This is a genomic window from Streptomyces sp. NBC_01591, from assembly GCF_035918155.1.
Classification (GTDB): Bacteria; Actinomycetota; Actinomycetes; order Streptomycetales; family Streptomycetaceae; genus Streptomyces.
Genome location: NZ_CP109327.1, coordinates 311887 through 325370, shown reverse-complemented (window position 1 = coordinate 325370; position 13484 = coordinate 311887). Strand labels below are relative to the sequence as shown.

Here is a 13484-nt window from a genome sequence, read left to right as displayed (position 1 = left end):
CAAGCCCGAGCAGCAGACGACGAAGGATTCGTTCGGACGCCGCGTCGCAGCGAACATCGCAGCGCGCGCACTGTGGGAGGGTCTCAAGACCCTAATCGACGTCATCACGTCGTCCCTCTGATGCAACGAAGCCCCGGCTGATGCAACGAAGCCCCGGCACCCACAGGCCGGGGCCTTCATCCATCGCCCGGCCGGACGCCTCTACACGCTGGACACCGTCTGGCTCGGGTAGCCACCCGTGACCGGCGAACTCCTGCGCAACCTGCTGCCGCGCCCGATTACGCGCGCCCGCTGGTTCTGGGACCGAAGCTGATGACAGGGCCGTATACCCTCATGGGGGGCCGCTCCCGCCCGGTGGTGACCTCACCTCGAAGCCGATGCCGCCACCGGGCTCAGCCCCGGTCGGCGAGAGCTCCATCGCCGGCCCCGAGAACCGCTTCAAGCCCGCTCGGCAACTGCCCGATCCAGGGACAGACAGGCGCTCCGGCCGGGCTTCGTCGCAGTCGACCGCGTGCCCGACACCCCGGCCGGGCCCGCTGCCGATCTGCGCCAGCACCCAGCCCGACGGCCGTCGATTGCCGCGCAGCTCCTCAACCACCGACGCCCGCACCAGACGCTCGGTAGGCGCAGCGCCGTACGCCACACCTTCCATGGGCCGCGGGTGGTCCCGCGGGCTGAGCCATTTCGTGCGGCAGATTCCCAGGTGGTGGCGCCCTGGATGGGGGTGGCAGGGGGCGTCGTGGGGTGGTGGTGGCGAGGATCGCGGCCGCAAAGTAGGTCCCGGGTAGCTGGACGAGCCCGTTTCCTTGCCCTGCGCGCGTCGTTGCTCTGATCGAGTGCCATCTTCGCGAGATGCGACACCTGTTCAGCTCACGACAAGGGGGACGCATGACGCGTATCCAGGTGACCGACCGGACCAGGAAGCCAGGGAAGGCAGCTTCGACCATGGGCCTGCTCGCCGTGCTGGCCAGCACGCTCGTCGTGTCGGCCTCGCCGGCCGCGCAGGCCAACGACGACTACTGCGGTTTCAAGGTGGTGGGCGACATCGAGAAGCGGTACATCGCGATGGACGGCCCCAAAGGATCGCTTGGCTGTCCACTCACGGAGGAGCTGGTCAACCCCGACGGGATCGGCCGCCGAACGCAGTTCAAGAACGGGACCATCTACTGGTCCCCTCGCAGCGGCGCGTGGCCTGTGTGGGGAGCCATCGGCGACTACTGGTGCGATCAGGGATGTGAGGCAGGGTGGATGGGCTACCCGACGTCCTACGAGTACGCCGTCGGTAACGAGACCCGGCAGAACTTCCAGTGTGCCGTCGTCCACTGGCAGGCCCTGCCGGGCAACGCCGCCAAGACCTGGAGCGACAACAAGTGCGTGTGATGCTCTGACGTCGGACAGGCCTACTTTGCGGCTGGTGTCTGAGCTAGGACACCGGGGCCTTGTAGATCGTGTTGCGAGAGACGCCCGCGAACCTCGTCGTGGTCGGCCTCGATGTCCAGCAGGCGCATCTGCTCAGCGACGGTGCTGTACAGCGACGGATCTCCCGAGCACAGACGCGCGACCGGGAACGGTCAGCTCGCGGCCCAGGACCGCAGCTTCCTGGTCGCCAGACCTCGCTCGTTCGAGGGAATCGACTGCCCGTCCTCTTCGGCTGGTGCGGTTGGGCCGGTTAGCGTCCTGCCTGGCTAGTGGCGTACTGCCGATCACTGCCTGCTTCCGGAGCCGCGCTGACCGGATGCGGCGGTCAAGGTCTTTTGGGGCCCGCCCTCCCAGTTCTGCGTTCCGTCGTGTCAACGGCAGTCGTACGAGTCGGGTCGGGGGCGTGACCCGGCCCGGCAGAGGTGTACGTCAGGCCGAAGAACCAGTCCACCGCCTCGCAGACCGCCCGCAGGGCCAGCCAGAGCGGGGGCAAGTACACCGAGGCTCTGCCACGGCTGCGCTTCACTTGCGCCGACGCAGCCGTGTACTTGCAGGCAGCAAAGCTGTACGAGGCCATCTACTCCCGCAACGGGCCCAGCTATATTGACGCTTCCGCATCCTTCCCGCACTCGCCCAGGCGCTGGCACCGGCAGGGCGCCTGCGCTCTTCGTGGCGTGCCGGGACGTCAGGCCGGCCGGATCGGGAGAGTTGATCCGGCCGGTCTCGGCCCGGGACACCGCCGCCGGTGCCGTCAGTCGCTGTAGACGCCGACCTCTTGGAGTGAGTAGCCCCACTTGGTGCCGCGCTCCAGGCCGTGGATTCGTATGTAGCGCGCCGGAGTTCGGGCGAACCACGCTGTGTCCAGGCCGCCGTCACCAGCGGCCGTGGACCATGCCGCCTGCCAGTTCTTGCCGTCCTGCGACAGCTCGATGCGGTACGACTTCGCGTATGCCGCCTCCCAGCCGAGGGTGACACGCTTGACCGGCTTCGCGGATCTGAGGTCGATCTGCAGCCACTGGTCGTTCTTCCACTCGCTGGCCCAGCGGGTGCCCTTGTCTCCGTCCACGGCCTTGCCGGGAGCGAAGCTGACGAACGGGTTCCACCACTCCGACGTGGACGCCGAGGCGGCCGCACCCGAGGCCAGATTCACCCCGGACTTGTGCTTCTCGGCGTTCCCCCAGGTGCGCAGGTAGGACTCGGCACCCGTGAAGAGGTCGTCCACGACCTCCTGGCCGCCGACGATCCGGATGTCCTCGATCCAGTCCGGGACCATGCCGTAGTGCGCCGCGCCATCGGTGTTGAAGTCCCACGTGCGCTCGCCGGTGGTCTGCTTGTCGATCACCGAGCCGCCGTCCGTGCTGCGGAAGGGGTACTTCACCGGGTTGGGGGTGTCCCCGCCCCGCGGGCCCGGCCAGCCGCCGACGCCGTTCATGTCGGTGCCGTAGCCGTAGCCGACCTGGTACTTCTCGCGCAGCGCGTCCGTGCGTCTGGCCTCCGAGCTGAACGCCGCGGAGCCGCTCATGTACTGGGTGGCGAACCCGCCGAGCTTGTAGAGCCGCTCGGTCCACCCCAGGTCCATCCAGCTGTGTGAGGAGATGACGCCCGGGTACGACTCGGACTCGAGGACATCGAAGGCCTGATCCGCGGCCTTGACGCTCATGTGGTCGACCTCCAGCATCATGTGGCGCTTCATCAGCCCGCGCACCGCGTACTCACCCAGGCTGGTCAGCCCGCGGGTGTTGCACTGCGCGCCCGAGGCGTACGATGGGACGGCCACCCCCCTCGGCAGTTGCTTCTCCGCCTCCGCCGCCACCGCGTTGCCGATGGGGTTGTCGTGCTGCGGGCCGCGGCAGGTCTCCGTCTTCCAGAAGGTGCCGGTCGACAGGAACTGGCCCACGTTGATCGCCGTACCGAGGGCGCCGGAGTCGTAGCGCACCCCGCACAGGGCGTTGTCGAACTTGTGGCACAGGAACATGCTGCTCACGCCCAGTTCGTGCAGCTCGTCCAGGCCGCGGTCGATGTCCTCCTTGCTGCACTGCGCGATGTCCAGGATCTGCTTGCAGCCGAACGGCTCGGACGTCTCGACCCCCAGGACGACAGCCAGCTTGCCCTGCTCGATGACCTCGCGGGCTTGCGCGCTGTTGGTGACGATCCGGAACCATCCCTTGCCTGGGCCGCCGTACATCTTGTCGATGAAGGCCTGCATGTCGTAGGACTTCTTCGCCTCAAGACGGATGGCGGTCATCTCGTCGCAGCTGCGGTCCTTGAAGAAGTAGACCGAGCAGATTACGCCGTTGGTGACCAGGTCGTTGACCAGCACCCGCTGGCCGCCGCGCCATGCCCGCTCGATTTCGGCGTAGTAGTTCTGCTGGTGGGTCAGCGAGTCGTGGGCGGGCCAGTCCTTGAAGGTGGGCCACCCATTGGGGTCGTGTTTGCCGTCGCCGCCCTTGGTGACGAAGTCGAAGATGGCGAGCGAGCCGTCGGGGTAGTGCTCGGGGCAGTCCTTGAGCGCATCAGCGACGCCCTGCTCCGAGAACGGCTTGCCGCAGATCAGTCGGCCGCCGAAGCCCTCGTTGGCCATGATGTGGTCGTGGGCGTCGACGAAGCCTCTTACGCGGCCCTGGGCGTCGGTGCCCTTGAAGGGCTCGCCCGTGACGTCGATCTGCGCGTCGGGCGTGGGCCGCGCGGTCGGGGTCCACCAGCCGGGGTCGGGCTCCGCCGCGGAGCTGGGCATCGGGCCGAGTACCAGGGACATCACGGCGAGGAGCAGTGACACCACCGTGAGGGATCTGAGTCTGCGGCGCGGAGGTTGAGCCATGGTCATCACTCACTTTGATTGACATGTGCACTCAAGTTACTGACGGGTTTTCAGAATCGCGACCACCGTCGGCGGAGTCAACGGTCCGGGTCGAAAAACATGAGGAATTCTCAGCTTTGGTGAACTCGTGTTCGACTGCGGTCGGTTGAGAGTTGAGCGAGTGTCGAGAGTCGAGTGGCCCGGACGGACAGGCCCGCCCGTCCGGCCATTCGTCAGGCCACGCTGCGGATGCGGTTGACGAGGAGACCGCCGATGAGGATGACCAGGGCCGCGGTGGTGTAGAGGCCGGTGTAGCCGCCGAGGTGGGTGGTGATCGGCGAGGCGAGGGCGGGGGCGAGGACCTGCGGGCCGGAGTTGGCGATGTTGATGACGCCGAGGTCTTTGGCGCGGTCGGCGGCCTAGCCTCGATCGTTCATGAGTCCTCGTCGGTTCGCTGACGGGGGCTCTGCTTTTGCGACATGACGGTTTTCCGGTGGTGTGGCAGGTTGAGCGCCCGGCTCGCGCGTCGGGTGGGCGCCGGGTTCCACGTTTCCGGGGCGATGGTGAGGGTTGTCGGGGCGGTTGAAGTTGCTGGTCAGTCGGGGTTCGGTAGGGCTTGGAGCCGGTCGATCGCTTGGGTGAGGACGTCGGTCCAGGGCCATCGGGTAGGCAGGCGGAGGAAGCGGCGGCGTCCGGTGTTCACGAGTTGGGCGGCGGTGGAGAACAGCCGGAGCCGGAGCCGTTTGGGTTCCCAGCGGCGGGTGTCCCCGGTCAGGGCGAGCATCGGCATCCAGGCCAGGAGGTCGAGTGCGATGGAGACGATCTCGAGCCAGATCTGGTTCTGGGCGGTGTCGTGGAGGGGAAGGTTGCGCAGGCCGGTGTCGCGGGCGTTTCGGATGCGGTCTTCGCAGCGGGCCCGTCTGCGGTGACGTAGTTCGAGGTCGGCGAGCTGGCCGCCTTTGGTGTTGGTGGCGAAGCAGGTCAGCCGTAGTCCGTCGAGGTCGGTGAAGCGCAACTGGGCGCCGGGGTGTGGGCGTTCTTTGCGGACGATCAGCCGCATGCCCTTCGGCCAGGTGGTCAGGTCGGGCATGTCGGTGATCTCTGCGACCCAGGCGCCGGGCCGTTCGGTGCCGCCCGCGTCATAGGCCGGCGTCCATGCCTTCTTCGGGATCTTCAGGACGGCTTGGTGGATGGCCCCGGTGATCGTCATTCCGACGGAATACGACAGCCACCGCCCCGGCTTGGAGAGCCAGTCGAGGAATACGTGGGTGCCGCCGGCGGAGTCGGTTCGGATCAGGGTCTTCCGCCCTCGCCGCAAGGCTTTGGGCAGTTGAGCCAGGGCGAGTTGGGTGGTCTCGATGTGATCGCTTGCGGTGTTGGAGCCCGCGTTGCCGGGCCGTAGTAGCGCGGCCACCGGCTCACCGGATCCGTCCTGGCCGTGGTCGACGAACGCGACGAGGGGGTGATGACCGAAGGTCTTCTTCCACGTCGCGGTGGCGTCCTGCTTCTCGGAGTGCGCAAGCACCAGCACGCCGTCGATGTCCACGATCACGCTGCCGTCGGCGGCAGGTCCGTTCGCCCCGGCCAACTCCCAGACCCGCGCCCGTACGTCGGCTCGCGCCGTGCGGATCGCGGTGAGCGCCTTCGGCCCGGCTGCGGCGAGGACGTCGATGAGACGGGAGACCGTCGGGCCGGATGCCACCGGGCCGAACACTTCCGGCTCGGCCCGCAGCATGGCGACATCAGCCAGGCAGTCCCCGCCCAGAGCGACTCCGAGCGCGACATCCAGCAGGACCTTGCCCGGATCGTGCACCGCCCGCGGCTTACGCCACGGCGCCAGTGCCGCCGATATCGCACCGCCCAGACCGGACTTGCGAACCGTCTCGACCAGCACCACCGCCCTGGCCTGCGAGACCACTGAGCGGCCACCGCCCTGGACACGGACAGGCGGATAGGACCCGCTACTCTGCTTCACCTGGAAAGTGCCTCCGACGGCGGCGGGAACAAGGGCCTCAACAATCCTTATTCTCGCTGGGCAGAGCAATGCCGGTGAGTTAGCGCGTCGGTGCAGGTCAGGTGGGGTACTTGGTGACTTTGAGTGTGTAGCGGACGTTACTGGGAGTGCGGGGCTGGTCCCGCTTTCTGACCTCGAAGGTGTTCTTGGACGGCTTCTTGATGCGTTGGCACTGCCGGTTGCGGCGGGGCGGGAGGAGGGCGGCCAAGAGCTCTGTGGTGACCTCGCGGCGGGCGGCGGCCAGTGTGGTGGCGTCTGTTGCGGCCTGGGCAGCGACGGCCAGCCGGGCGATTTGTGCGGTGACGGTGAAGGAGATCCGGTCGGGATCGGTCCCGCCGTGTTCTGCCGCGCGCGTCTGCAGTGCGCACAGTGCCTGGTAGACGGTGAGAAGGGCGTAGATCTCCTGGCAGATCAGCTCGGGCGCAGGCGGTTCTTCAGTTCCGCGAATCCGTTTTCGATCTCCCACCGCTGGTGATATGCCCTCGCCAGCTGGTGGGCCGGGGCGAGGCGGTGGTCCAGCAGGCTGGTGACCAGCCGGAACGTCTCGGTGCGGGGTGGGCCGGCCTGCGGGTGGATGGTCACGGTGTACTCGATGATCCGTACCAGGTGTCCCCGGGGCGGCTCGGTCAGGGTGCGTCCGGCCGCGCGGGCCTGACCGTGGCGGATGTTCTCCGCGGGCGTGCGCATGATGGACAGGTAGGACCCGTCGGACAGTACCCGCAGCGGCACGAAGACCAGGTTCTTCTTGATCCGCCAGGCCAGGTGGGCGCCGGTGGCGCGGGCCAGGCCCCACAGCTGGTATCCGGCGAAGTTGCGGTCGGCCAGCAGTAGCATGTCTGGTCGCAGGGAGGCCAGCAGCCGGCGGGCGAGCTTGTGCTCGCTGAACCTGGCCACGGCGTCGAAGGCCGCGTCGACCAGGGCGTGGGTGCCGCATTCGGTCAGGGCCATCAGGCGCACCTGCGGGTGTCCGCTCTGGTTGACCCCGCCCTTGCCGGTGAAGCCGAACTCGGCGGCGTTTGCCGGGGTGTCGGGGACGTCCAGCGCGGTGCCGTCCCAGGCGACCAGCCGCAGCCCGAAGGCGAACGCGCCCGGAGTGACGGTCGTGGCCAGCGTGCCGCACCGCCGCTCGAACAGCGCCTGCAGCGGCTTGTCGCCCAGCCGCTGCCGGGCCCGTGTCAGGGCCGAACTGGTGGGCAGCCGCTGCACACACAGGCCCGGCAGATGCCGCAGCTTCTCCGTCAACGTGCGCAGGACCGACCGGTATCCCGGCGGCCCGGCACTGTCGGAGCTGCTGAACAGGCACAACGCCAGGACGAAGTAGACCACCGCCCGGGCCGGCAACAACCGGCGGCGACGCTCGCCGCAGCCGGTCAACTCCACGACCTCATCGACCAGTTCAGGGCTGATCTCCTCGGTCAACACGCCGAGACGGATACGTTCGCCAAAGCGTCGGTCCGAGGGCGCCGCCAGCCTGTTCAACGGGGCCTGGCTGCCCTCGGCGATGGCAGACGGCATGCGGACGATGGCACACTGAGTACCCAACGGAGTTCCCTCGCGGACAGTCGGATCTTGGTCGATCTTCTGTCCTACCGGGAACTCCGTTGCCGTGTCCCGGCCTCCGCCGACACATCACCAGAAGTGACGGATCACGCAACGTCACCAGGGGATATGACCACCCAAACCCCGCACCATCAAGTTCCTGACCTGCACCGACGCGCTAACTCACCGGCATTGCTGGGCAGAGGCACTTTCTGCTTTTCAGACCACCCGTCGGACAGCCCGCTTCATGAAAGCGCGAGGCTAGGGCAGGACTCGGACCCCTGCTGACCCCGGAACGGGGCCGCGAGCTGCTGTCCACCCCCAGGGGCGGGCAGCAGGTGAGGCACCGAGCCCGACGGCCGGCCTCGACCCGGACAACCTGGCGTGGCTCGCGGACCCGGACCCCTGCGACAACCTCACGTCCTACCGGTTCGTCCTGGTCGAAGGTGTGAAGCCGGAGGACCTTCCCGGACGCCTCGCGGACGGGAACGAGGCAGCGCTGGGCGATCCCATGACTTCCGAGGAAGCACGTCACCGATTGCTCCGCGGACAGAGGCCCTCATGGGGGTCGGCCGAGTTCGGAGCTTGGCCTTCGACAGCGACCCTGCGCATTTCGCCCCGCAGCGGTTCGTCTGGCTCTCCCTCGACTTCTATGCGGGAGTCCTTCCCGAACGGGGTGTGATTGTGGCCCGAGCTCTTGCAGACGATATTGCCAACAAGTGTTGACCTCGGCATTTCCTGACGGCTCGCCAGTTCTACTGGCGGGCCGTCACGGCTTTTCGGGCCGGTGACGGGCGGGCGGCTGCAGGCCCGCACCGCCTGAACGAAGATCACGAACCGTCACGAGACATTACAAAAGGGTTCATTCACGCAGGGAATTGACGGGTATTTTCCCGAGTGCCCGTCAAATTATCTGGGCCACGGAGTGAAACCAGATATCGGAAGCGCGGAGTGCTTCAAATGGCGTACCTACGTCCCGTAATTGAAGCACCGTTTCCGAATGTCGTTGGTCAGTGGATCTGAGCAGGGGTGAGTTCTCTGGCCAGGGCGGGAGCCGGTTCTCCTGCGGGTTGGCTTTATTCACGCCACGCAGGTCAGGAGTGGGCCCCACCGCGTCTCCTCGCCCCGTCTACCAGCGCATGCCGAGCGCATTCAGATCCGCCCGGCGCTGCTCGGGGAGCTTCGCGGCGCGTTTGCGGACGTTGTCGAGCCAGGTGCCGAGCTTGACCACCGCGGCCCCGTCGGCGCCGCACTGACGGTCCGACAGTGCGTCCTCGGTCTCCAACTGCTCGACGTGCTTCCGGGGTACCCGCAGGTGCCCTTCACGGGCGTGGAACTGCCGTGCCGCCGTGAGGTTCGTGGCCCACATGGTGTCCTGCGTCCGTTTCACCGGCCGCTCGTCCTCCTCGGCTGGTGTGATCTCGAGGGTGTTCTCCAGGATCCACTGCTGTACAGGCAGGAGCTGTTCCCACCCGAACCGCTGCGTGCTCACCCAGCGTCCGAGGTCTTCGCCCTGGACGAGGACGTCGCCTGCGTCCGTGGGGAGTGTTCCGCCGGCCTGGATGTGGTCCTGGACGAGGCGGTAGCAGCGCTGCCACCCGGTGTACCAGGCCGGGCACCAGCCCGGATCGATCGCGTCCAGCTCATCCTGGCGTGCCTCGGCCATCGCCCCGGCCGCCGAGGGGACGGTGAGGCCGACCGCGCGCAGCTCCTCGTTCTCCCGCGCCCTACGGGCCGCCGCGCGGGCGTTCTTCGCCCACACACCAATGGGATGCCCGTCCCAGACCGCGGTGGTCGGAGGGGAGGGAGTGGCCGTGCACCGCGGCGTACGCTCGGGCAACGGCCACCCCGTCCGCCCAGGCCGCCTCCTGCTCCGACCACACCATCCCGAGCTTCTCCAGCTCGGCCCCCCGACCGGCCGTCAGCGTCCCGGCCGCGTAGGCGCGGCGCTGCTCGGCGATCCGCTGCCCGAGCGGATGCCCACCGACCCCGCCCCAGACCTGCGGCGTGACGAGCGTGTACGGCACCCGCAGCGCACTGTTCCCTGTCTCCCGCAGCCACCACCCGGCGGCCGATCCCGCGCCGCCAGTAGGCGCCTACCGGGTCGATGACCCGCAGCCGTACGAACTGGGCCAGGACCGCGGGGTCGCGTTCCTCGCTGAACCGCAGCATCCCGGCCGCCGCTCCACTCACCCCCGCCCCCTCTCCGCCCTCCAGGACACCCTCGGCGCCCTCGCCGTCGTGCTCCTGGTCCTGGTCGTCGGTGTCCTCCCGGCCGCTGCGGACGTGGGGATCGGCCAGCGCCTCGATGGTGTCCGTGTCGTGCGCCCGCAGCGCCCCGAGGACCTTCGAGAGGGTCTCGTAGGCGTCCGACGTCACCATTTCATCCGGCTTCTCACCCGGCCCGAGGAATACCGGCGCAATCAAGGTTGCGAGTTTCCCGCGTCCGGGTCGTGTCCGCAGGGCACGCCCGACCAATTGCACGATGTCGACCATCGACCCACGTGCATCCGCGAAAAGAACCGCATCGCACTCCGCCGCATCCACCCCTTCCCCGAGCACCTTCACGGAACTGGGAACACGAAGTGCGGCGGAAATATCAGAAGTGCCACCGACGAAATCGGAGGCGAATTCGTCGAGGATCTGGCGGCGGTGGGTGGGGGAGTGCTCGCCGTAGAGCCGGTCCGCCCACACCCGGCTCGCGGGCGGGTAGGTGTCCGGGGCGTCCTCGGCCAGGGCTGCGGCGACCGCCGGCACACTGGCTGCCATCGCCTCGGCTTCACCCACCCGGGAATGGAACAACAACACCTTTCGGATCCGTTCCTCGGCCGCGGCCCGCATCAACCCGGCCTGGATCGCCGCCATCCGTGCCCCGCGCACCGCCTCCGACCCGAGCCCCTCCTCCAGGAGTGCGGCGTGGAGCTCCGGATCGCGGATGTCCAGGCACAGCACCTGATACGGGGCAATAATCCCCCGGCGGATACCCTCTGAGAGCTTCAGCTTGTACGCCACAGGACGGAACACGGGGCTGTCCGGATCCATGCTCGCGATCAGCCGCGGCACCCCACCCTCGGCCTCCCACACCCGTGCCGTCGCCGTCATGTAGAGCCGCCGCACCGCCGGGATCCGGTCCTGGTCGTGCACCGCAGCCCACGGCTTCCCCGCATCACCACTGGTCCGGTGCGCTTCGTAGACGATCATCAGGCTCCAAACCGGGAGGCCGGCCTCGTGTGCCCGTTGAAGCACGCTCATCCCCACCGAGGCGTACGTCGCGAACACCGTCACCACATCCAGGCCCCGTACCCACTCCGTGAGTTCGTCGGGGTTCGTGGTGCAGGGGATCCCGTCGGACTCCTCGGCCCGCAGCGAGCACACCCCGACCATCGCCCCATGCCGCCCGCCCTGCCGCCAGGCACGGGACGTCTGCGTCAGCAGGTCCAGCGTCGGTACCAGGACCAGCACACGCTTCGCAGAGATCCTGTTCGCGGCCTCCACACCGATCAGCGTCTTCCCCGACCCCGTAGCGGCAATTACCTGTGCGCGAAGGCCCACCGCCGATCCGCGCGACGGGGTTCTTCTGGTGGTCGGCGACTTCGACTGTTCCTGCGAGGACGCGGCAGCGAGCCGAGGCGTCCACGTCACCGGCACCAGAAGGGCGGTTGCGGTGACAACGAGTCTTCGATGCGCTGGCCGTGGCCGTGGCCGTGGCCGTGGCCGTGGCCGTGGTCTGGGCCGAAGTGCCGTTTCCGTACCTGTACCGACATGCCCACATTGTGTAGCGGGGTGGTGGGTGGTCGAATTGTGGCGAGGGCAACGATCGCGAAAGTCTCTTGCCAGAGCGCGAGCAGGAGCGGGGCCCGCTTCCCGCGTTCCCGGGATCTTCAACGGCCCTGGCGAATTCTGCTTTCCGAAAGGCTGAAAAAATCGGAGCCCTCGAAAACTACGAGAGGTGTTCCGCGCCCCGGTGCCCCGCCAGCGATCAAGACCACGGCAGCGTTCGGAGAACGCCGAACAAACTGCGCCCGTCGCACCAAGGAGTCCGGAGGATGACCAGCAAACCAATCCGCGACCAGGAAACCGACAGCCTGTTGACGCCGAAGAACGCCGCGCTCGTCATCATCGACTACCAACCGGTCCAAGTGAACTCGATCGACTCCATGGACCGGCAATTGCTGGTCAACAACGTCGTCGGGCTGGCGAAGATCGGCCGGACGTACGGAGTGCCGATCGTTCACTCGACGGTCAACGTCGAGACCGGACTCAACAAACCGGCGATCCCGCAACTGCGCAAAGTCCTCGACGATCTGCCGACGTACGATCGCACGTCGATCAACGCATGGGAGGACCAGGAGTTCGTCGACGCGGTCAAGGCCACCGGCCGCCGGAAACTGATCATGGCGGCACTCTGGACGGAAGCGTGTCTGACGTTCCCCACCCACGACGCCCTCCACGAGGGCTACGAGGTGTACCCCGTGGTGGATGCGGTCGGCGGCACATCGCTCACGGCACACGAAACCGCCCTGCGTCGTATGGAACAGGCAGGCGCACAATTGATCACGTGGACCCAGCTCCTGTGCGAGCTCCAGCGTGACTGGTCTCGCAAAGACACCGCCGAGCAGTTCATGAAGCTCTTCATCGAGACCGGCGGCACAGCCGGGCTGCAGTTCGCCAGCGAACGCGACCAGGGCTGAACGACCGGTGCACTGGCCTTGCCTCCGTCCTGACAACACACAGCCCCAACCCGACCCAGCAGATCGCCCGCGAGGAACAACAGCGCCGCGCCCTGACCGACTTCCTCGACAGCTGGGGCACAGCACCCGAGACCTCCTGGCCCCGCTCGTCCCGCCGCCCCACCACGCCCGGTGCTCCTCACCGAAGCCGCACACGCGCTCCCGGGGCTGGCCCATGCCCACGCGAACGGCGAGCTGCTCCCCGGAGCAGCCCCCGCCTACCTCTCCGACCACCAGGTGGCCAACACCCTCACCCCGTTGTACGACGAAACCGGCATCGGCCACGACCATGGCTTCGGCGCCCGCCGCTACGCCCTCACCTCGGACCGTCGCAGAGATTCACGGTTTCGCTGACCCTGAGCGGTTTGTCGGCGGGCCATTTGACGCGAGCGGGGCAGCGGCCGCCGGCGTGAGCAGCTCCCTGATATGCGTCGACATCGACGCCGCTTTTCAGAGGCGAAGGGCCTGGTTGAGTTCGTCGATGGTGGCGGCCCGAAGTTCCGGCGTGTACGCGGCGGTGACCTCGTCCGGCGTGATGCCGAGCCCGCGGGCGAGCCGCCCGGTCTGCGCGGGGGTGAGCTCGTCGGCCAGCGCGATCGACGCCCACACGAGGAAGAGGCGCCGCCGCGGGACGGTGACACCATCCATCCCGTCGACCGCGTCGAGATCCCAGCCCATCAGCCGAGCGTGGTGAAGCAACCACCGGTAGAACTCACTGTCTCCCGCACTGATCCGTATGAGTTTCCTTGATCGGGGCCGTGGCGCCCTCGGTCCGCGACTCCGCGGCCGCGGGCATACGGTCAGCCTGTATGACACGCTTGGGTCCGAAGCGCGGCTGCACAGCCCACGTGCGTAGCATCGGCAGCGTCGTCGTGAGATGCAGGAACGGGGCCGTCCCCGAAGGAACGGCCCCGTGGAGCGGTCGCCGGGCTGGGCTACAGCGGGAGCCGACTGAGTAAGTCGAGCAGCAACTGCCCGAGCCCGC

Annotated in this window: 10 protein-coding genes and 3 pseudogenes; 4 read left to right on the top strand and 9 right to left on the bottom strand. The window is 67.8% G+C overall.

Annotated elements, in window-relative coordinates; genetic code table 11:
* Positions 1-888 precede the first annotated feature (888 nt).
* Positions 889-1380: an LGFP repeat-containing protein gene (locus OG978_RS01685; protein WP_326763466.1), complete on the top strand. Its 492-nt coding sequence runs from the start codon at positions 889-891 to the stop codon at positions 1378-1380.
* A gap of 790 nt (positions 1381-2170) precedes the next feature.
* On the opposite strand, the gene OG978_RS01680 is transcribed toward OG978_RS01685, so the two are convergent.
* From OG978_RS01680 to OG978_RS01660, 5 genes and pseudogenes are all read right to left on the bottom strand, one after another.
* A complete protein-coding gene (locus tag OG978_RS01680; RefSeq protein WP_326763465.1) occupies positions 2171-4243 on the bottom strand; it encodes a discoidin domain-containing protein in 2073 nt (690 codons plus the stop codon).
* 206 nt (positions 4244-4449) lie between these two features.
* Positions 4450-4635 (bottom strand): annotated as a pseudogene (locus tag OG978_RS01675) (MFS transporter); the annotation flags it as partial.
* 176 nt (positions 4636-4811) lie between these two features.
* A complete protein-coding gene (locus tag OG978_RS01670) occupies positions 4812-6191 on the bottom strand; it encodes an IS1380 family transposase (protein ID WP_326763464.1) in 1380 nt (459 codons plus the stop codon).
* Between the two features lie 97 nt (positions 6192-6288).
* Positions 6289-6696: a hypothetical protein gene (locus OG978_RS01665; RefSeq protein WP_326763463.1), complete on the bottom strand. Its 408-nt coding sequence runs from the start codon at positions 6694-6696 to the stop codon at positions 6289-6291.
* Complete coding sequence (locus OG978_RS01660; RefSeq protein ID WP_326763462.1) at positions 6642-7745, bottom strand: IS4 family transposase; 1104 nt, start codon at positions 7743-7745, stop codon at positions 6642-6644. Before OG978_RS01660 ends, OG978_RS01665 begins: the two co-directional genes overlap by 55 nt.
* Before the next feature lie 296 nt (positions 7746-8041).
* Here OG978_RS01660 and OG978_RS01655 point away from each other — a divergent pair.
* Positions 8042-8402 (top strand): annotated as a pseudogene (locus OG978_RS01655) (SMI1/KNR4 family protein); the annotation flags it as partial.
* A gap of 496 nt (positions 8403-8898) precedes the next feature.
* Here OG978_RS01655 and OG978_RS01650 read toward each other — a convergent pair.
* From OG978_RS01650 to OG978_RS01640, 3 genes and pseudogenes are all read right to left on the bottom strand, one after another.
* Positions 8899-9531: a helicase associated domain-containing protein gene (locus tag OG978_RS01650; RefSeq protein WP_326763461.1), complete on the bottom strand. Its 633-nt coding sequence runs from the start codon at positions 9529-9531 to the stop codon at positions 8899-8901.
* A complete protein-coding gene (locus OG978_RS01645; protein WP_326763460.1) occupies positions 9497-9796 on the bottom strand; it encodes a helicase associated domain-containing protein in 300 nt (99 codons plus the stop codon). Before OG978_RS01645 ends, OG978_RS01650 begins: the two co-directional genes overlap by 35 nt.
* Before the next feature lie 487 nt (positions 9797-10283).
* Positions 10284-11264 (bottom strand): annotated as a pseudogene (locus OG978_RS01640) (DEAD/DEAH box helicase family protein); the annotation flags it as partial.
* Positions 11265-11815: 551 nt separating this feature from the next.
* Between OG978_RS01640 and OG978_RS01635 the strand changes: the two are divergent.
* Complete coding sequence (locus tag OG978_RS01635) at positions 11816-12460, top strand: hydrolase (RefSeq protein WP_326763459.1); 645 nt, start codon at positions 11816-11818, stop codon at positions 12458-12460.
* A 171-nt stretch (positions 12461-12631) separates the two neighbouring features.
* Positions 12632-12853 carry a hypothetical protein gene (locus OG978_RS01630; protein WP_326763458.1) on the top strand — a complete coding sequence of 74 codons (222 nt, stop codon included), beginning with the start codon at positions 12632-12634 and terminating at the stop codon, positions 12851-12853.
* 96 nt (positions 12854-12949) lie between these two features.
* On the opposite strand, the gene OG978_RS01625 is transcribed toward OG978_RS01630, so the two are convergent.
* Entirely contained in the window at positions 12950-13177 is a 228-nt protein-coding gene (locus OG978_RS01625) for a hypothetical protein (protein ID WP_326763457.1), read from the bottom strand.
* Positions 13178-13484 lie beyond the last annotated feature (307 nt).